Below are 19311 nucleotides of genomic sequence, written 5' to 3' on the forward strand. Positions count from 1 at the left end.
AATCAAAAAAACGAGCTACCTAGTACTTCAAATTTTATTTGTCATTCTCATCATCGGAATGAGTTTATTGCTTTTCTACTTTATCTAGCTTATTAACCCTAAAACCAAAAAATGAATGTGTACAAACCACAAAAACAAATCGTTTAAATGGTGTTTGCTGGTATCTTTTTTACTGGTAAATATCGTGATGCACGCACAGGACCGAAAAGTGACTGGAAAAATAACTTCCAGCGAAGATTTGCTCGGACTTCCAGGTGCAAATGTTTATATCAAAAATTCTTCTGTTGGCGCTTCTGCGGATATGGACGGAAATTATACTGTGATTGTCGGAGAAAAAAATGCCGTTTTAGTTTTCAATTTCGTCGGGTTTCAGACTGTTGAAATTCCAGTTGGAACAAAAAGCGTTATCAATGTAAGTTTAAAACCAGATACAAAAGCGCTTGACGAAGTTATCGTAGTAGGTTACGGAACTCGTAAAAAGAGCGACATTACTGGATCTGTATCTTCTGTTACAGCAAAAGAATTGACTGCTTTTCCTCTTTTAAATGCAGAACAAGCTTTACAAGGTCGTGCCGCGGGTGTTTCGGTAATGACCAATAACGGTGGTGAGCCTGGAGCTCCTGTAAAAATTAGAGTTCGTGGAGGAACTTCTATTAATGCGAGTGGAGATGCTCTGATTGTTGTTGACGGTTTTGCAGGTGCTTCTATGCCGGCTCCTCAAGATATCGCTTCGATCGAGGTTTTAAAAGATGCTTCTGCAACAGCCATTTACGGATCTAGAGGTTCTAACGGGGTTATTATGGTAACAACCAAAAAAGGAAAACCTGGAAAACCAGTAATTGAGTTCAGTAATTCGACTTCTGTTCAATCAGTAAATAACAAATTGCATTTATTGAATGCCGATCAGTTTGCCGCATACAGAAAAAGCTTTACAACGCATACGCAAGGTCCAGCAAACACAGATTGGCAAGATGTAATTTATCGCGACGGAATGATTTCGAATACTCAATTGTCTTTTTCTGGCGGATCTGAAAATATTAGATACTATGTTTCTGGAACGTATTTCAATCAAAACGGAGTTGTAATCAATTCTGGCATTGACAAATATACAATTGTAGGAAATCTTGAAGCCGATTTAACTCCAAAGTTTAAGGTGGGTTTAAACACTTTTACAAGCAAACAGAACAAAGAAGGAATTGTGAGCCAAACAAGTGCTGGAGGAACTGGTGCTGCGGGCGTAATTGCATCGGCTTACCGTTTTATGCCTGATAAAGGAATTTACAATGCTGACGGAACTTACACTACAACCGCTCCAATTGGTGATGATATTGACAATCCATATGCGACAGCAATGGAAAATATTTTGGAGACAGTTTCTATCGTAAACCGAAACAACTTCTTTGCCCAATATCAAATCACAAAAGATCTTGATTTCAAAACTACTTTAGGATTAACCGATAATAATTCGCAAACAGGAAGATTTATTCCTTCAACATTAATTGCCGGAAAAAACATCAAAGGAGAAGCTTCTGTAAACAATACACGATTTTCTTCTTTCTTAACAGAGAATTATTTGACTTTCAAACGTGAAATTATTGACAAGGGAATGCTAACAGTTTTGGGGGGATATTCATACCAAAAAAATAAAAACGAAAATTCGTATGCCGCTTCGAGAGGATTTTTGACCAATACAAATTCGTATAGAAATTTAGGAGCTGGAACTGTTTTCTTAAAACCGGATTCTGGCTTATCTGAAACGGAATTAATCTCTGCTTTCGGAAGGTTGAATTTTGATTATGCCGATAAATATTTACTGACCTTTACAGCAAGACGAGACGGTTCTTCTAGCTTTAGTAAAAACTACAAATACGGAACTTTCCCTTCTGGTGCAATTGGATGGAACATTAGCAAAGAAAACTTCTTAAAAGACAATAAAACGGTTTCAAACTTAAAATTAAGAGCAAGTTACGGAGCAACAGGAAATCCTTCAATTGGTGCCTACTCTACTCTTTCTAGATTCTCTGAAATCTATTATGTAAGCGGTGACGTGATTACCAATGCGGTTCAGCTGACTTCGTTAGACAATCCGAATTTAAAATGGGAAACGTCATACCAACAAGATTACGGAATTGATTTAGGTTTATTTGATAACCGAATCAGCATTACGGCAGATTATTATAAAACAATTACTAAAGATTTGTTGTTCAACAGACCACTTCCTGGAATTTCTGGAATTGCTTCTCAGCTTCAAAACGTAGGTGAATTAGAAAATAAAGGATGGGAATTGGGTATTAACACGAGAAATTTCATTGGTGCAGATTTTACTTGGTCGACCAACTTTAATATTTCTTCAAACAAAAATAAAGTATTAAAACTGGCAGATAATAAAGATCTTTTAATCAACTCTGCTCCTGGACATTTCTTAGCAACTGAGTCGCAGATTTTAAGAGTTGGACAGCCAGTTGGTTCTTTCTTCGGATTTATTTATGACGGTGTAATCCAGCAAGGAGAAACTGTATTGCCAGGAAATTTTGAAACGGCTCCAGGAGGAGAAAAATTCAGAGATTACAATGGCGACGGAAAACTGGATTCTCAAGATAAAACAATCATCGGAAATCCAAACCCAGATTTCATCTTCGGTTTCAACAATGATTTCACCTATAAAAATCTTGATCTAAACATTTTCTTTCAAGGCTCACAAGGAGGTCAAATCTTAAACTATACTTTAATGGAATTGGCTTCTGGAAATAACAATGCTACAACAGAAGTTTTAGATGCTTGGACACCAAACAATACTGATACCAATGTTCCTGCAAATGCAGCAAGAACTAAAAGAATTACGTCAAGATTTGTTTATGATGGAAGTTATATTCGCTTAAAAAACATCTCTATCGGATACAGTTTAGATGAAAAAATTGTTTCGAAAATGGGATTAAGCAAAGTTCGTTTTTACATCAGCGCACAAAACCTTTGGACTATTACAGATTATCCAGGTACAGATCCTGAAACGAACTACTTAAACGATACGAACTCAAGAAGTAATACCAATTTAGGATTGGATTATGGAGGATATCCAAACGTAAGAACCTTTACTGCAGGATTCAATTTAAAATTTTAATCTAATAACCTCTTTGGGTCTATTAATTAAACACATAGAAACATAGATTTTATGTGTTAAGTAAAGAATGCAGAAAGAAACATGGTTTCTAACACATAGCTTTCTATGTGTGTTATAGATAAGTGAAACGCCTTTTTAAGAGTTTTAAACCTATGTCTCTATGTGTTAAAATTAATTACATCCAATTAGCTCTAATAAAAATACTATGAAAAAATATATAGCTTTTCTTTGCTTCGGAACCATGGCTCTATTCAGCTGTTCTGATCTGGAAGAAAAACCAGTAGGAATTATTCGTCCAGCGAACTTTTTCAATAATACAGACGATTTACAGGCTGCAGTAAATGGCGCTTTTGCTAACATTGGTCACAACAATTATTGGGGAAGAGAATTTACAATTGCCCTTATGCTTCGCGATGATATGGCCGATATTGGAGACCGAACAACACAAGCGGCTCGTATTGATGTAAACGATATGTCAATGAATGATACCAATGCGCTTGTGGCAAACTTTTGGCCTCAATCGTATGTAATCATAACAGCAGCAAATCAAGCAATTGAAGGCGCTAAAAAAACACCTGGAGATCCTGCTAAAGTAAATGCCATTGTGGCTCAAGCTTATTTTGCAAGAGCTTTTGCCTATTATCATTTAGTGCGCCTTTTTGGAGATATTCCGTATGTAGATTTTGTTGTGAATGATGTATCGCAAGTAAATTCTTTAAGTAAAACCAAAGAAGCAGATGTTTACCCTAAAATCATTGCCGATTTAGAGTTTGCCAAACAATGGCTAGATGACAAACCAAAAGTAAAAGCTGTTCCAGGAAAGGGTACTGCTGCTGGATATTTAGCTTCTGTTTATTTAACTTTAGGAAATTTTCAAAAAGCGTATGATGAAGCAAAATTTGTTATTACAAACGAAGCAAAATTTGGTTTAGGCCTTGATGCTGATTTTCAAGATTTATTCAATGCTACAAAAACTGCTTCATTAAAAGAGCCATTATTTACAATCGACTTTAACAACTTGACTTCTGGAAATTACGGTCAAGATTATACCGCATTTTTTACAGGATCTTTAAAAGATGACAGTTACAGTTATGGACAAGGATTTTCTGTTGCAGTTCCGTCTTTAAAAGTATTCAATACTTGGGATCAGAGAGATTACAGAAGAGCCGTAAGTTTTGATACCATTATCAGAAAGAAAACAGGTCCAGGTGGATCGCTTCAGGTTTATCCTTCAAGTGATAACGAAAAAGCACCACGTCCGCATATTGCAAAATATTTCCGTTTTCCGGGAAAAGCTGGCGCGAACGGAAGAACTTCTCAACATAATTATATCACAATGCGTTATGCAGAAGTTTTATTGACTGCTGCCGAAGCTTTAAATGAAATTACTCCCGGAACAACAGAGGCTGATGGTTATGTAAATCGTGTTCGCGCAAGAGCGAGAAATAAAGCTGGAAAACTGGTTTCTTTCCCTGCAAATATAACTCCAGGATTATCTCAAGCCGATTTTAGAAAAATGGTTATTGACGAAAGAAGATTAGAACTGGCGTTTGAATATGTCAGATGGTACGACATTAAAAGATTAAAAATCGGACCAGAAGTATTCGGACCAAATGGTTTAGAACCGCATGCTAATTTTGATCCGAACAGAGATTATTTATGGCCATTGCCAGGAACTGAGTTAGCTATTAATCCGAATTTAAAACCAAATAATCCTGGTTATTAATAGTATGGGACGCGGATGAAACGGATTTGCTATCGCAAAAACGCGGATTGAAACGGATTTTTTTAATTACGTAATGTGTATTTAGTTTCACGCAGATTTTTACAGATTGAAGCAGATTTAATTCGAAAAAATGATTTTCGTGAAATAAAAAATCCGCTTAATCTGTAAGATCTGCGAGAGAAAAAATTTTCATACAGACTATAAAACATTAATAAAAAGCTCTTTTAAAACATTCAAATAAAAAGAATCCATTTTAAATCAGCTTAAATCTTTTCAAATCTGCGTGAAATAAAAAAATCCTTGCAAACCAACGTTTTCGTGATAGCGAATCCATCTAATCCGTGTCCAAAATCACCATTACAAAATATTTATTTTACTATGAAGAATGTCAGTTTCATTTTTTTAATTCTTGGATTTGCATCGCTGGCAACGGCGTGCAAATCTGGAATTAATTCTCAGACAAAAACTACTTCATTGGCGACAGAAAAACTCGAAACGCGTTACAAAATGCTACTCGATTATCCGGTAGATTCTATGTCGATGCCAAGAAGCATGAATACCAAAACTCTTGAGATTCGCAAAGTGCCTTCAAGAGACTGGACAAGCGGTTTTTTTGCTGGAAATCTTTGGCAATTGTACCGATTGACTGGCGATTCAAAATATAAAGAACAAGCTCAAAAATGGACTCCTTTTAGCAAAAAGGAAAGTGTCAACAGCAATTCGCATGATGTAGGTTTTAAAGTGTTTTGCAGTTTTGGAGAAGCGCTGAAAGTGGAAAACAAAAAAGAATACGAAGCGGTAATTGTAAAAGGCGCCGAAACTTTATGCGAAAGATTCAATCCAAAAGTGGGCGCGATTCGTTCTTGGGATTTCAACAAGGAAATTTGGGATTATCCGGTAATCATTGATAATATGATGAATCTTGAGTTGCTTTTTGAAGCATCTAAAATATCTGGAAATCCAAAATATCGTGACGTTGCGATTCAGCACGCTAATACAACTTTAAAAAATCAGTTTAGAGAAGACAATTCCTGCTATCACGTTATTGATTATAATCCAACAACTGGCGAAGTTAGAAAAAAAACAACTCTTCAAGGATACAATGATGATTCGGTTTGGGCACGAGGTCAGGCTTGGGCTGTTTACGGATTCACGATGTCTTATCGATATACAAAAGATCCTGCTTATTTAAAACAGGCAGAAGGAACAGCAAAGTTTTTTATGACGAATAAAAATCTTCCTGAAGACGGAATTCCGTATTGGGATTTTAAAGATCCTAGTATTCCAAATTCGGCACGAGATGTTTCTGCAGCCATGGTAATTGCGTCTGCTTTATACGAATTGTACGGTTATACTAAAAATGATAACTATTTGGCTTTCGCCAATAAACTAATGGCTTCCGTACAAACGGATAAATATATTTTAGATGCTAAAATTAAAGCACCCTTCTTATTTGATCACAGTACAGGAAACTGGCCAAAACACGACGAAATTGACGAACCAATAATCTACGCCGATTATTATTTTTTGGAAGCATTAATAAGGGTGCAAAGGTTCAAAGGTTCAAAGTAACAAAGGTTTTGAATCTTTGAACCTTTAAGCCAGAAAAACCTATGAACCTTTGCAACTTTGAACCTTTGTAACTATGAATAAAACGAATAAAACTTTTTCAATTTTTGCGCTTTTTGTTTTGTTTCAAATTTGTCTGAGCAGTTTTGCTCAGACAAAGATGAACATTAATGACAATTGGCTTTATTTAGAAAATGATACTCAAAAATTAAACGAAGCACAAAAAGCGTCCAACTGGACTTCTCTAAATCTACCCCACACATGGAATGCCGAAGATGCAACCGATCTATATCCAGGTTACAGACGCGATGCAAGCTGGTATCAGAAGAAATTAAATATTCCGCAAATCGACAAAAACAGGGCTTATTCTTTATACTTTGAAGGTTCGAATGTCACTACAATAGTTTATGTCAACGGAAAAGAAGCTGGATCGCATATTGGCGGTTATATCGGTTTTTCTATTGACATTACAAATTTGATAAAAGAAGGGAACAATGATATTTTTGTTCGTGTGGATAATAGTTATGACATCGAAATTATTCCGTCTCAAAAAAGCGATTTCTTTATCTATGGCGGAATCACACGTGATGTATGGCTGGTTTCGAAATACAAAAATCATATCGAAAATATAAAAATTACAACTCCTGAAGTTTCTGCTAAAAAAGCTTCTGTTCAAATTGTTTCTTCTTTTGTAAATCCAGACAATTCAAAAGATTTATCGCTAACCGTAACGCTTAAAAATCCGAAAGGGAAAAAAGTAGCGAGCAAAACCGTTTTGGTTACAGATAAAACCTCAACCATCACTTTTGAAAACATCAAAAATCCAGAACTTTGGGATACTGAAAAACCGAACTTATACAGACTTTCTGCAATTTTATCAGAAAAAAATCAAATTAAAGATAGCGTTTCAGAAAAAGTTGGCTTCAGATGGTTTGAATTTAAAGATCATGGCCCTTTTTATTTGAACGGAAAACGTTTATTGATTCGCGGAACACATCGTCATGAAGAACAAGCTGGAGTTGGCGCTGCGATGAGCAACGAACAGCATTGGGCCGATATGAAATCAATCAAAGAAATGGGCGCTAATTTTGTCCGTTTAGCACATTATCCGCAAGATCCAGAAGTTTATAAGGCTTGCGATGAACTTGGTTTATTAGTTTGGGATGAACTTCCTTGGTGCCGCGGCGGAATTGGTAATGACGTTTGGAAAACGAATACCAAAAACATGTTGGCGGAAATCATCAATCAAAATTATAATCATCCAAGTATTATTATCTGGTCTTTAGGAAATGAAATAAACTGGCTTCCTGATTTTCCTGATGGTGATAACGCAGAAAAAACCAATACGTTTTTAAATGAATTAAATGATATTGCTCACAAACTTGATCCGACAAGAAAAACGGCTATCAGAAAATATTACGAAGGTTCGCATATTGTAGATGTATTCTCGCCTTCCATTTGGTCTGGCTGGTATTCTGGAAGTTATAAAAGTTACCAAAAAGCGATTGATGTTTATAAAAAGGAATACAAACATTTTATTCATGCCGAATATGGCGGAGACAGCCACGTAGGCCGTCATAGCGAAAACCCAATTACAGGTGAAAATGTAATAAAAGCCGAAGGATGGGAAGAAGCCATTGTACAGACTAAAGTCGCTAACATTGCACAAATTGGCGATTGGAGCGAAAACTATATCGTTGATTTATTTGACTGGCATTTGCATATATCCGAGAATGACCCAACGTTCGTGGGTAACATTCAATGGGCATTTAAGGATTTTGCAACGCCTTTGCGTCCTGAAGACGATATTCCGTACATGAACCAAAAAGGATTGACAGACCGAAACGGAATTCCAAAAGATGCGTATTATGTTTTTAAAAGCTACTGGGCAAAAGAACCTTTTGCTTATATAGAATCGCATACTTGGACAGAGCGCCAAGGTCCTGAAGGCACGCCAAGAACAATCAGCGTTTTTAGCAATTGCGAAAAAGTGACTTTCTTTCATAATGGGAAATCGTTAGGAGAAAAACAGCGAAATCTTGCTCTGTATCCTGCAAATGGTTTAACTTGGGATGTCAATTTTGCGAAAGGGGAAAATATTTTAGTTGCCGTTGGAAAAACAAAAGAAGGAAAAACAGTTACGGATACGTTGAAAGTGAATTATCGTTTCAACAAAAATGATACGGCAGTTTCTCTGCAATTATCATCAGAAAAACTAAAAAACGGTAATTATCTGGTAACAGCAATTGCAATTGACAACAATAATTTGCGCTGTCTTGACTATGAAGCGAGTGTTTATTTTCAATGTTTAAAAGGTGGTAAAACACTAAAAAATCAAGGAACACCAACTGGAAGCGAATCCATCAGAATGGCAAACGGAAAGGCTTCAATTGAAGTAATTCCTAATGGTACTGGGAATCCGATTGAAATGACGGCATTGAACCAGAGCTTTAAAGGAGAATATTTGAAGATTCCTATTGAATAAGATTTTCTAGCCACAAAGTCGCTAAGACGCAAAGTTTTTTAGTCTAGTTTGTCATCCTGACGAAGGAAGGATCACACTAGAAGCTCCGTATTCTTTGTCGAGTTACGAGTGTGATCCTTCGTCAGGATGACAAAAAAGAGAAAACTTCGTGCCTTAGCGCCTTCGTGGCAAAACACATAATAAACAAATTTAAAAAATGAAAAAAATTCTAACACTATTATTCCTGACATCGTTCGCAATTGGACAATCACAAGGTTTAATTTCTAACGTATCAAACCGAAACACTACTTCTTTAAACGGAGTTTGGAATTATATTATCGATCCTTATCAAACAGGTTTTTACAGTTTTCACTTGGATCAATACGACAAAAGTGAAAAACCGGCAAAAGGGGCCTTTTTTACTAATTACCATGCTCAAAACAAACAGGAATTAGTCGAATATGATTTTGATAAATCGCCTACAATCAACATTCCAGGCGATTGGAATTCGCAGGTACAGGAACTGAAATATTACGAAGGAAATGTTTGGTTTAAAAAGTCTTTTGATTACAATTTAACGGCTAATAAACGTCTGTTTTTATATTTAGGTGCTATCAATTATAAAGCTGATGTTTATTTGAATGGAAAAAAAATTGGCACACATGAAGGCGGTTTTACTCCTTTTAATTACGAAGTGACTTCAATCGTAAAACCTACTGGAAACTATTTAGTCATTAAAGTTGATAATACACGTCATAAAGAAGATGTTCCGACTGTAAATACCGATTGGTGGAATTACGGCGGCATCACGCGCGATGTGACTTTAATTGAAGAAGAATCATCATTTGTGGAAGATTATACTATTCAGCTGAAAAAAGGCAATGCAAATGTTATTTCAGGGTTTATTAAAATCAATAATTTAGATACTTCAAAAAATCAGATTTTAATTTCTATTCCTGAATTAAAAATCAATTTCAAAGGAAAAGCGGATAACAGCGGAATTTTAAACTTTGAAATCCCAGCTAAAAAAATCTCATATTGGTCACCAGAAAATCCGAAATTATATAATGTTATAGTTGACTTTAACGGAAAAAAATTAAACGATCAGATTGGTTTTAGAACTATTGAAACAAAAGAAGATAAAATTTTGCTAAACGGAAAACCAGTCTTTTTAAGAGGAATTTCGATTCACGAAGAAAATGGAAAAGGCGGACGTGCGAATTCTGTAGAAGATGCTTTACGTTTATTAAACTGGGCGAAAGAATTGGGTTGCAATTATGTTCGTCTGGCGCATTATCCGCATAACGAAAACATGGTGAGAGAAGCTGATAAATTGGGTTTAATGGTTTGGGAAGAAATCCCAGTTTACTGGACAGTAGAATTTAAAAATGAAAACACCTATAAAAATGCAGAAGATCAATTAACTGCTTCTATCACAAGAGATAAAAATAGAGCGAGTATTATTATTTGGTCAATGGCAAATGAAACTCCAATTTCTGATGCTAGAAATGCTTTTATTAAAAATCTGGCATCACACACTCGATCATTAGACAACACAAGATTAATCAGCGCTGCTTTATTAACCAAAAAAGAAACTATTGATGATCCTATTGGTGAAGTTTTAGATGTCGTGGCTTTCAATCAATATTTGGGCTGGTACGGCGGAAATTTGGAAGATGCAGAGAAAATAACATGGAAATCGAAATACAATAAACCTATTGTTGTTTCTGAATTTGGAGGTGATGCAAAAGCTGGTTTTCACGGAGAGAAAAACGAACGCTGGACAGAAGAATATCAGGAATATTTATACATTCAGAATTTAAAAATGATCGAAAAGATTCCTCATTTAAGCGGAACAAGCCCTTGGATTTTAGTCGATTTTAGATCTCCAAAAAGATTACTTCCAGGAATACAGGACGGTTACAATCGTAAAGGCCTAATTTCAAATGATGGCGAAAAGAAAAAAGCGTTTTACATTATGCAGGATTGGTATGCTAAAAAGAAAAAGGAATATCAGAATTAATTAATCATTACCAATTCATTAACAAAAAACAGGCTTCAAATTATATGATTTTTCTTCATTATTAATTTACTTTGTAGTTAATCTAAAAATTGTAAACCATGAAAAAATTCTATTTACTAGCAGTTACTTTGTTTGCTGCTTTTACAGTTCAGGCTCAGGACATAGTAAAATTTGCTCCGCTTGATGCAAGTCCGGTTGATATTTCGTATTTCCCAAACAAAGCGGTTAAATTCAAAAAAACAGATAATCCAAACCCAGTTATCAAAGTTCTTTACGCAAGACCTTCTGCAAAAGGAAGAACTATTTTTGGTGATGTGGTAAAGTTTGGTGAAGTTTGGAGAGTTGGAGCTAATGAAAACACAGAGATTAAATTCTACAAAGATGTAACAATCGGCGGTAAAAAAGTTTCTGCTGGATACTACAGTTTATTTGCTATTCCAGAAAAAGATAAATGGACTATTATTATCAATAAAGAATTGGATTTATGGGGCGGTTATGCTTACGATGAAAGTAAAGATGTTGTTAGAGTTTCAGTTCCTGTTAAACCAGTTTCTGATGTAATCGAAGCTTTGTCTATTGCTTTTACAACTCAAGGTAATGTTGCAAATCTTGTTATTGGTTGGGATAAAACAACTGTTGAATTGCCAATTACGGTTAAATAAGTTTTAATGAGATATGCCACGAAGGCACAAAGTCGCAAAGTTTTTTAAGCTTTGCGATTTTTTTTTTGCAAAGTAAACCCATTTTTGTCATTTCGACAAAGGAGACTCGAGCGATAGCGAACAGGCAAAGCAAATCTCCACGAGAAACTCTACAAAGATTGGCTTATTATTGCGGAGCTGCTTGCGAAGATTTCTCCTTCGTCGAAATGACAAGATTGTGTGATAATCAGTCGAAAAACTTTACTGTTCTTCTGCTTTGTAAGACTTTTTCATAACAAAAAAATCCTTTTAAGATCCTACTCTCAAAGGGACTATTATAAGTCTTTTTAGTTTTAAACCTTAACAGTTTCTATAATTTTATCCAATGTAATTGGTAAATCTCGCACGCGTTTTCCGGTTGCGTTAAAAACAGCATTTGCAATCGCAGGCGCCATTCCAACCAAAGCCGTTTCACCCAGACCTTTTGTTCCCATTGGGTTACTGATTGGATCTTTTTTATTAACGAAGAAAACTTCTTGTTTTTCTATATCGGCATTTACAGGAACATGATAATCTGCGAAATTATTATTAATTGGTCGCCCAAAACGATGATCGATTTCTAATGCTTCCATCAATCCCATTCCGATTCCTCCTACTGCTCCACCGAACATTTGTCCCGCAGAAGTTTTTTGGTTAATTACCGTTCCAATATCTGCACAGGAAACCACATGAGCCAATCGTATTTTACCCAAATTCGGATTCACTAATACTTTTACAAAATGAACCGAAAACGAGTAAATTGAATATTTTTTTGCTTCTTCTGCCGCTTTAGAAAGATTTTCTACTTCAAAATCTTCTAATTTGTTGCTACTTAAAAGTGCTGCTAATGTAACCGACTTTGATTTGTCTTTTTTAGAAGAAACTGCTCCATTTTCAAAAGTTAAATCAGTGAGAGCGATTCCTTTCAAAGCCGAATTTTTACTTCCCAATTCAATTATTTTATTTAATAATAAATTGCAAGCATCATGAACAGCAGAACCAACAGATGAAGTCGTTGCCGAACCACCTTGCGTTGGACCTTTTGGCAGTCCGCTTTTTCCCATTTCGATAATTACATTTTCTGATGGCAAACCTATTACTTCAGCTCCAATTGCCGTCATCATTGTTGCTGTACCAGGTCCCATATCGTTTACACTACATTGCAAAACTAAATCGCCATTGGCTAAGAATTTTGCTTTTACAGAAGTTGGGCTTCTGTAACAGCCAAAAGTTCCCGTTCCCATTCCGTAGCCCACAAGCCAATTTCCTTCTTTAACAGAACCTGGTTCATTTTTACGATTTTTCCAGCCAATACGTTCCATTCCCGCTTCGTAACATTCTAACAGATATTTACTGCTCCACGGTTTATTTTGCTCCTGATCTTTTTCGGCATAATTACGTTTTCTGAATTCAATTGGATCTAAGTTTAATTTATATGCCATTTCATCCATTGCACTTTCTAAGGCGAAAGAACCTGTTGCTTCACCTGGCCCACGCATCCAAATTGGCGTACAAGTGTCAAGAGGCACAATTCTATAACGAGTCGAAACGTTTGGACAATCATAAATAAATCTCGACATATTTACCGTTCCTTCCATGAAATCCTCATAACTCGAAGTCATCGCAACAGCTTCATGTGTCAATCCAGTCAATTTTCCATCTTTTGTTGCTCCAAGACCCATTTTCTGAATGGTGTAAGGTCTAAAACCAACATTGGTAAACATCTGTTCACGATGCAAAACTAATTTTACCGGGCGATTTAATTTTTTCGCACCAATTAAAGCTGCAATTTCATACGGCCAAGTGTGCAATCCCATTCCGAATGCACCGCCAAGATATTCAGCATGAACCTCAACATCTTCGACGGGCACTCCAAAAACTCCCGCTACACTTCTGCGCGTTCCCTCTACACCTTGACTTTTTGTATATAAAATTGGTTTGTTTCCGTCCCATTTGGCAATAATATTGGCCAATTCCATCGGGTTATGCACCTCGGTTGGAATTGTATATTCTGTTTCCAGAATAACCTCAGCATTTTTATAGCCATCATGTTCTCCGCGATGGTAATCATTTCCTTTATCGGTTTCGACTTTCTTTTCTTTTTCAGCTGCTTTTTTAAGCTCTGTCGAATGTTCTTCTTTAAAATAATCAGCTTTAATTAGACTCGCTGCATATCGCATACGTTCAAAAGTATCGGCAATTACCAAAGCAATAGGCTGATCGTAATACAAAACCGAATCATCTTTGAAAATCTGCAATGGCTGACCAAAATTATGCTTGTCCTTTGCTTTTTCATAGCCAGCAGGTTTATCTACATTCAAATGCGTAATTACTGCCAACACTCCCGGCGCCCATTCTGCTTTTTTTGTATCAATGGTTTTGATTCTCCCTTTTGCAATGGTACTTCCCACCAGGCAGGCATAAACTACACCAGATGTCTTATATTCAGCCGAATAAGTTGCAGAGCCCGTTACTTTAGCAAATCCGTCAACTCTATTAATATTACTTGTCTTACTCATAATTTAATTACTTTGATGCTGCTATTGCAAGTGCTTCTGCTACCGCATTCTCTCCAAGCGTTAGTTTAAAATTATTGTCGCCGTATCCTTTTGCCCCTTTCATAGACAAATGGCCAGCTTGTTTAAATATATCTTCAGAAACTGTTTTTCCTTTCAGGAATTTTTCTGTTTCAGTTAATCTCCACGGTTTATGTGCTACACCGCCCATAGCCAGCCTGACATCATTAATCGTATTATTTTTTATATCTAAAGCTACCGCAACAGAAACCAATGCAAAAGCATAACTAGTCCTGTCACGAACTTTTAAATAATGTACATTTTTAGTGAAATTATTATCTGGAATTTCAACAGCTATAATCAATTCTCTGCTGTCGAGCGTATTGTCTTTTTCAGGTGTGTTTCCGGGAATTCGATGAAAATCGGTGAAATCAATTTCTCGTTTTCCTTTTGGACCTTCTACCAAAACTTTCGCGTCAAGCGCAGCCAAAGCTACGCACATATCACTCGGGTGGACTGCAATACAGCTATCCGAAGTTCCAAAAACTGCTGCCATTCGGTTCGAACCGCCAATTGCGCCGCATCCGCTTTTTGGTGTTCTTTTATTGCATGGCATATCAGTATTGTAATAATACGAACAACGCGTTTTTTGAAGCATATTACCACCCACTGTTGCCATATGGCGAATTTGCTGAGAAGCTCCAGCTGCTAAAGCCAATGCCAACAAAGGATATTTTTCTTTTATAGAAGCGTCTTCGGCAACCTGACTGTTTTTTGCCAAAGCACCAATCGAAACCTTTCCTTTTAAGAACTCTATTTTCTTTAAATCTAATCCGTTAATGTCAACTAGTTTATCTGGAGCTACAATATTTTTCTTCATTAAATCGACAAGATTCGTTCCTCCTGCAATAAACATCGACGAATTATCTTTTGCTTTTCCTGTAACTGCCGATGAAGACGACAAAGCCTTTATTATCTGAAAATTTTTCATATCTCCTTTCCTCCTTCCTTCACTTCAGTTATAGCATCGACAATATTGTGATAAGCGCCACATCTGCAAATGTTCCCACTCATGTACTCTCTAATTTCTTCTCTGCTGTTGGCATGGCCTTCTTTTATACACGCAATTCCCGACATAATCTGACCGGGAGTACAATATCCACACTGAAAGCCATCATGTTTGATAAAAGCTTCCTGCATCGGATGTAGTTTTTTTCCTTTTGCAAGACCTTCGATTGTAGTTACTTGCGCGTTTTGCTGCATTGAAGCCAGAGAAAGACACGACAAAATTCGGGTTCCGTTTACATGAACTGTACACGCACCACATTGCCCGTGATCGCAGCCTTTTTTTGTCCCAGTGAGTTGCAATTGTTCACGAAGTAAATCTAATAAAGTTGTTCTTGGTTCGATATTGAGATTATGTTTTGTGCCATTTACTTCAATAGAAAGCGGTACAGTTTCTAGATATTCCGCTATTTTTTCATCCCATTTCTTTTCTGATGCCATTACCAATGAAGGAGGCGTCAGAGCAAGAGCGGTAAAAAGTCCTGATTTCTTTATAAAGTCACGGCGGGAATTAGCATCTTCCGACGTTACTTTATTCTGATTTGTTTTTTTAGAAGCCATTCAATCTATTTGTTAAATTAGCAAATTCGCTTTTGTCATTCTAACAAATTTAGCGATCTTATGTAAGAAAAAATTATAAAATTCAAACATTACTCTTATTTAGAATAATTACAATTTTGTCGTTTTTTAAACCGCAAAGGCGCTATGGTTTCGCAAAGTTCGCAAAGCTTTCTATTGTTTTTCTCTCAGATTTCGCAGATAGTGCAGATTTTAAATATGATAAAAAGATTTACGAAGATTTTTTATGATAGAAATAAATAAAAAATCTGTTTAAATCTGCAAAATCTGCGAGAGAAAAAAATTATGAGCATTAAAACTTTGGGAGCTTTACAGTTAATTTTCCATATAGATTAATTCTGAAATTGTATTTTTACTGAATCAAGCTCAAATTATGTCACAGCAAGAAATCATTTACCTGGATAATAATGCTACAACTCGTGTTGATGAACGCGTTTTGGATGCGATGCTTCCCTATTTTACGAATTATTATGCCAATTCAACCAGTACACATTTGGCTGGTTTAACAGTAAAAGAAGCTGTTGAAAATGCTGCTTGGCAAACTGCGGATTTAATTAATGCCAATGCCGATGAAATTATATTCACTTCTGGTGCTACAGAAAGCATCAATCTGGCCATAAAAGGACTCGCTGATCAAAACAAAAAACATATCATTACCATACAGACCGAACATAAAGCCGTTCTTGAAACTTGCCACTTTATGGAAAGCATTGGTTTTGAAGTTACTTATCTTCCAACCGCTGCTGATGGTCTTTTAGACATTCAACTTTTAGAAGAAATAATCACAGATAAAACACTGGTTTTCATTGGAATGTTTTCTAATAATGAAACTGGCGTCATACAAAACATTAGTGCGATTTCTAAAACACTGAAAGTCAAAAATGTACTTTTTATATGCGATGCTACTCAAGGGGTTGGAAAAATTCCGATTGATGTAAAAAAGCTTGAAATTGATTTTTTAGCCTTATCTGCTCATAAATTTTACGGCCCAAAGGGAGTTGGCGCTTTGTACATTTCGGCGAAAGCCAAAGTAAAATTATCTCCTCAGATTCTTGGAGGAGGACAACAGAGAAAATTAAGAAGCGGAACGTTAAATGTTCCCGGAATTATAGGTTTAGGAAAAGCATCGGAAATTGCTGTAAATGAATTAGAAAAAGATCAAAATAGAGTTTCTCTATTACGTGACAAACTTGAAAAAGGTTTGTTGCAGTTTGAAGGATCTTTTGTAAACGGAAATACAGAAAACCGAATTTATAATACTTCAAATATTTGTTTTCCTGGCGTAAATTCAGAACAGCTGATTTTGGCTTTGGGAAATATATCCGTCTCAAACGGCGCTTCTTGTTCGGCCGTGACTACTGAACCTTCTCATGTTCTAAAAGCCATGGGATTATCTGATGAAGACGCTTTGAGTTCGATTCGTTTTAGTTTGGGAAGATTTACTACAGAAGAAGAAATTGATATTGCTGTTGAGCGAGTTTTGAGTTTAGCTAAAGAGTTTGCCGCTAAGGCGCTGAGACACTAAGTTTTTTTGATCTGTTTTTAATCTCGTAAAGATTAATTATCACTTATCATACCTCATAATTTTGTCATTTCGACGAAGGAGAAATCTTCTTTGGTAATTCCGTACAGAATATTGCCAATCTTTATAGAGCTACTTGTAGAGATTTCTCCTTCGTCGAAATGACAAACTATACCTGAAAATCTTCGTAACTCTGTAACTTTGACCCTTTGCACCTAAAATCTAAGAAATCAACTTCTGATAATCTTCCTCCGTGTCAATATCAATATTTCCTTTTTCAAAAGGAACTGAAACTACATCATCAGCATATTTTTTAATGAGTTTTTTGGCTCCTTCCCTTCCTTTCAATTTTAGAAGTTCCTCAAAGTATTTTTGGTGAAATAAAGCTGGTGTTCCTAAAGTTTCCGCATAAGCTGATGCTGCAATTCCCTTTTCAGTTCTCTTAGATTGGTTGATTAAATTTTCGAAGACAGAACTTGTTACAAAAGGCTGGTCGCAGACTGATAGAATGCACTGTTCGCAATCGGGGTTTAAAAGCATTAATTCTGTAATTCCTTTGACAATTGAAGAAGACATTCCGCTCACCCATTCAGAATTGAATGAAAGTTTTATTTCAGGCAAATTAATCCCTTTTTCTATTACATCATGATTTGCACCTGTTACCACTATTAAAAAAGAATTTTGAATCTTTAAAGCTTCTGAAATCGTATTTTTGAGAAGAGTTGATTCTTTATGTTTTAATAACTGTTTGGGTCTGCCTAATCTAGACGAATTTCCAGCTGCAAGAATGATAATGCCAATTTTCTGATGATTTTTATTTTCCATAATGAATTTCATTATGAATTTTGCCCGATTTATATTTCAACGATGTTCCAGCACGTTCAGAGGCAACGGCTTTAATTTCAGAAACAATAGAAAGGGCGATTTCCTCTGAGGTTTCAGCTCCGATATCTAGACCAACAGGGCTATGAATTCGGCTTAACTGTTCTTGGCTTACTGTAATTCCTTCAATCAAAAGATCATCTAGCATTCGATTGAATTTTGATTTTGGACCTAAGATGCCAACATAATGATAATTGGTTTGCAATAATGATTTTAAAACCGTCAAATCGTATTTGTAATTGTGTGTCATTAAAAGAAAATAAGTCTGATCGTCGATAATAACTTGATCAAGAAAATGTTCGGGTTTTACAACCGAAATTTGGCTGGCTTCTGGAAAACGTTTTGAAGTGGCGTGTGTGGCGCGACCTTCTGCAATAGTAATTTTCCATCCCAAAACAGCAACCATTTTCACCAGTGGCTGAATATCATTTCCTGCACCAGCAATTATGAGTGAAATAGATGGTTTTACATATTCAATTAAGGCTTCGTTGTCGTTTTCTTCCTGAAGTTTTTTTACTACCGATGTTTTGCTTTCAAGCACTTCTTTTACATCAGAAATTAGGTTTAAATCATTGTTATAATTTATAAGCGGATTGTCTTTTCTAAAAAACAAAGTGGTTCCAGTTTGAAAAGCATTTCTTTTTAAAGAAAAAACGGTTACGATCACAGCTTCTTTCCTTTCTAATTCTAATTGTTTTAAAAGCTGAATCGGGTTGTTTCCAGCCTCTTCATTTATATATTCAAAAAGAATATGAACGATTCCGTTGCAACCAAGCTGTAAACCAACTTCGGCATCTTCTTCGTTACTCGTATTATAAGTTACAAGTTTATTTTGCTTTTGATTTATAGAGAGAAGCGCTTTTCGCAACGCATCTCCTTCCAAACATCCGCCACTTATTGCACCTGTAAGCTGACCATCTTCTGTTACAAGCATTCTAGCGCCTGGTTGTCTGTATGATGAGCCTTCAACTTTAACTACGGTCGCTAAAGCCGTTTTCTTTCCTTCAGATTTTGCTTGCGTGTAAGCTTTTAGAATTTCGCTGATTTCCTTCATAGTGAATCTTCATCAATAGAAATTAATATTGATGGTACTTTTTATCAGCTTAAAAATAAAAAAATATTACAAACTTAAGTACAATCGCAGTAGTTAAGTTTATAATATTTTCT

12 protein-coding genes are annotated in these 19311 nt (G+C 35.9%); 7 read left to right on the plus strand and 5 right to left on the minus strand.

All coding sequences use genetic code 11. From position 1 onward, the window contains the following. The first annotated feature begins 115 nt into the window (after positions 1 to 115). From ACNRYB_RS18955 to ACNRYB_RS18980, 6 genes are all read left to right on the plus strand, one after another. A complete protein-coding gene (locus tag ACNRYB_RS18955; protein ID WP_473728342.1) occupies positions 116 to 3118 on the plus strand; it encodes a SusC/RagA family TonB-linked outer membrane protein in 3003 nt (1000 codons plus the stop codon). A 205-nt stretch (positions 3119 to 3323) separates the two neighbouring features. After that, entirely contained in the window at positions 3324 to 4844 is a 1521-nt protein-coding gene (locus ACNRYB_RS18960; RefSeq protein WP_129748170.1) for a RagB/SusD family nutrient uptake outer membrane protein, read from the plus strand. Positions 4845 to 5222: 378 nt separating this feature from the next. Continuing rightward, positions 5223 to 6416, plus strand: coding sequence for a glycoside hydrolase family 88 protein (locus ACNRYB_RS18965; protein ID WP_473728343.1), 1194 nt, complete (start codon positions 5223 to 5225; stop codon positions 6414 to 6416). A 73-nt stretch (positions 6417 to 6489) separates the two neighbouring features. Continuing rightward, a complete protein-coding gene (locus ACNRYB_RS18970; protein WP_473728344.1) occupies positions 6490 to 8898 on the plus strand; it encodes a glycoside hydrolase family 2 protein in 2409 nt (802 codons plus the stop codon). A gap of 196 nt (positions 8899 to 9094) precedes the next feature. Continuing rightward, on the plus strand, positions 9095 to 10900 hold the full coding sequence (locus ACNRYB_RS18975; RefSeq protein ID WP_473728345.1) for a glycoside hydrolase family 2 protein: 1806 nt from the start codon (positions 9095 to 9097) through the stop codon (positions 10898 to 10900). A 98-nt stretch (positions 10901 to 10998) separates the two neighbouring features. Further along, complete coding sequence (locus ACNRYB_RS18980; RefSeq protein ID WP_473728346.1) at positions 10999 to 11562, plus strand: DUF2911 domain-containing protein; 564 nt, start codon at positions 10999 to 11001, stop codon at positions 11560 to 11562. Between the two features lie 332 nt (positions 11563 to 11894). Here ACNRYB_RS18980 and ACNRYB_RS18985 read toward each other — a convergent pair whose 3' ends face one another. The 3 genes from ACNRYB_RS18985 to ACNRYB_RS18995 are packed head-to-tail and all read right to left on the minus strand — an operon-like array spanning position 11895 to position 15722. Further along, positions 11895 to 14099, minus strand: a complete 2205-nt coding sequence (locus ACNRYB_RS18985) for a xanthine dehydrogenase family protein molybdopterin-binding subunit (RefSeq protein ID WP_473728347.1) — start codon at positions 14097 to 14099, stop codon at positions 11895 to 11897. 7 nt (positions 14100 to 14106) lie between these two features. After that, entirely contained in the window at positions 14107 to 15087 is a 981-nt protein-coding gene (locus ACNRYB_RS18990; RefSeq protein WP_473728348.1) for an FAD binding domain-containing protein, read from the minus strand. After that, a complete protein-coding gene (locus tag ACNRYB_RS18995) occupies positions 15084 to 15722 on the minus strand; it encodes a 2Fe-2S iron-sulfur cluster-binding protein (RefSeq protein ID WP_129748177.1) in 639 nt (212 codons plus the stop codon). Before ACNRYB_RS18995 ends, ACNRYB_RS18990 begins: the two co-directional genes overlap by 4 nt. A 391-nt stretch (positions 15723 to 16113) precedes the next feature. Between ACNRYB_RS18995 and ACNRYB_RS19000 the strand changes: the two genes are divergently transcribed. Then, positions 16114 to 17265 carry a cysteine desulfurase family protein gene (locus ACNRYB_RS19000; protein WP_473728349.1) on the plus strand — a complete coding sequence of 384 codons (1152 nt, stop codon included), beginning with the start codon at positions 16114 to 16116 and terminating at the stop codon, positions 17263 to 17265. Between the two features lie 219 nt (positions 17266 to 17484). Here ACNRYB_RS19000 and ACNRYB_RS19005 read toward each other — a convergent pair whose 3' ends face one another. Both ACNRYB_RS19005 and ACNRYB_RS19010 read right to left on the minus strand, forming a co-directional pair. Then, complete coding sequence (locus ACNRYB_RS19005) at positions 17485 to 18087, minus strand: nucleotidyltransferase family protein (protein WP_242502575.1); 603 nt, start codon at positions 18085 to 18087, stop codon at positions 17485 to 17487. Beyond that, a complete protein-coding gene (locus ACNRYB_RS19010) occupies positions 18077 to 19198 on the minus strand; it encodes an XdhC family protein (protein WP_473728350.1) in 1122 nt (373 codons plus the stop codon). The genes ACNRYB_RS19005 and ACNRYB_RS19010 overlap by 11 nt, the downstream gene beginning before the upstream one ends. Positions 19199 to 19311: the final 113 nt, after the last annotated feature.

Source organism: Flavobacterium sp. CR10 (assembly GCF_055814415.1).

Coding starts and splice junctions, on each gene's coding strand:
- ACNRYB_RS18955 (WP_473728342.1), top strand. CDS start 116: ATGTGTACAAACCACAAAAACAAATCGTTTAAATGGTGTTTGCTGGTA.
- ACNRYB_RS18960 (WP_129748170.1), top strand. CDS start 3,324: ATGAAAAAATATATAGCTTTTCTTTGCTTCGGAACCATGGCTCTATTC.
- ACNRYB_RS18965 (WP_473728343.1), top strand. CDS start 5,223: ATGAAGAATGTCAGTTTCATTTTTTTAATTCTTGGATTTGCATCGCTG.
- ACNRYB_RS18970 (WP_473728344.1), top strand. CDS start 6,490: ATGAATAAAACGAATAAAACTTTTTCAATTTTTGCGCTTTTTGTTTTG.
- ACNRYB_RS18975 (WP_473728345.1), top strand. CDS start 9,095: ATGAAAAAAATTCTAACACTATTATTCCTGACATCGTTCGCAATTGGA.
- ACNRYB_RS18980 (WP_473728346.1), top strand. CDS start 10,999: ATGAAAAAATTCTATTTACTAGCAGTTACTTTGTTTGCTGCTTTTACA.
- ACNRYB_RS18985 (WP_473728347.1), bottom strand. CDS start 14,099: ATGAGTAAGACAAGTAATATTAATAGAGTTGACGGATTTGCTAAAGTA.
- ACNRYB_RS18990 (WP_473728348.1), bottom strand. CDS start 15,087: ATGAAAAATTTTCAGATAATAAAGGCTTTGTCGTCTTCATCGGCAGTT.
- ACNRYB_RS18995 (WP_129748177.1), bottom strand. CDS start 15,722: ATGGCTTCTAAAAAAACAAATCAGAATAAAGTAACGTCGGAAGATGCT.
- ACNRYB_RS19000 (WP_473728349.1), top strand. CDS start 16,114: ATGTCACAGCAAGAAATCATTTACCTGGATAATAATGCTACAACTCGT.
- ACNRYB_RS19005 (WP_242502575.1), bottom strand. CDS start 18,087: ATGGAAAATAAAAATCATCAGAAAATTGGCATTATCATTCTTGCAGCT.
- ACNRYB_RS19010 (WP_473728350.1), bottom strand. CDS start 19,198: ATGAAGGAAATCAGCGAAATTCTAAAAGCTTACACGCAAGCAAAATCT.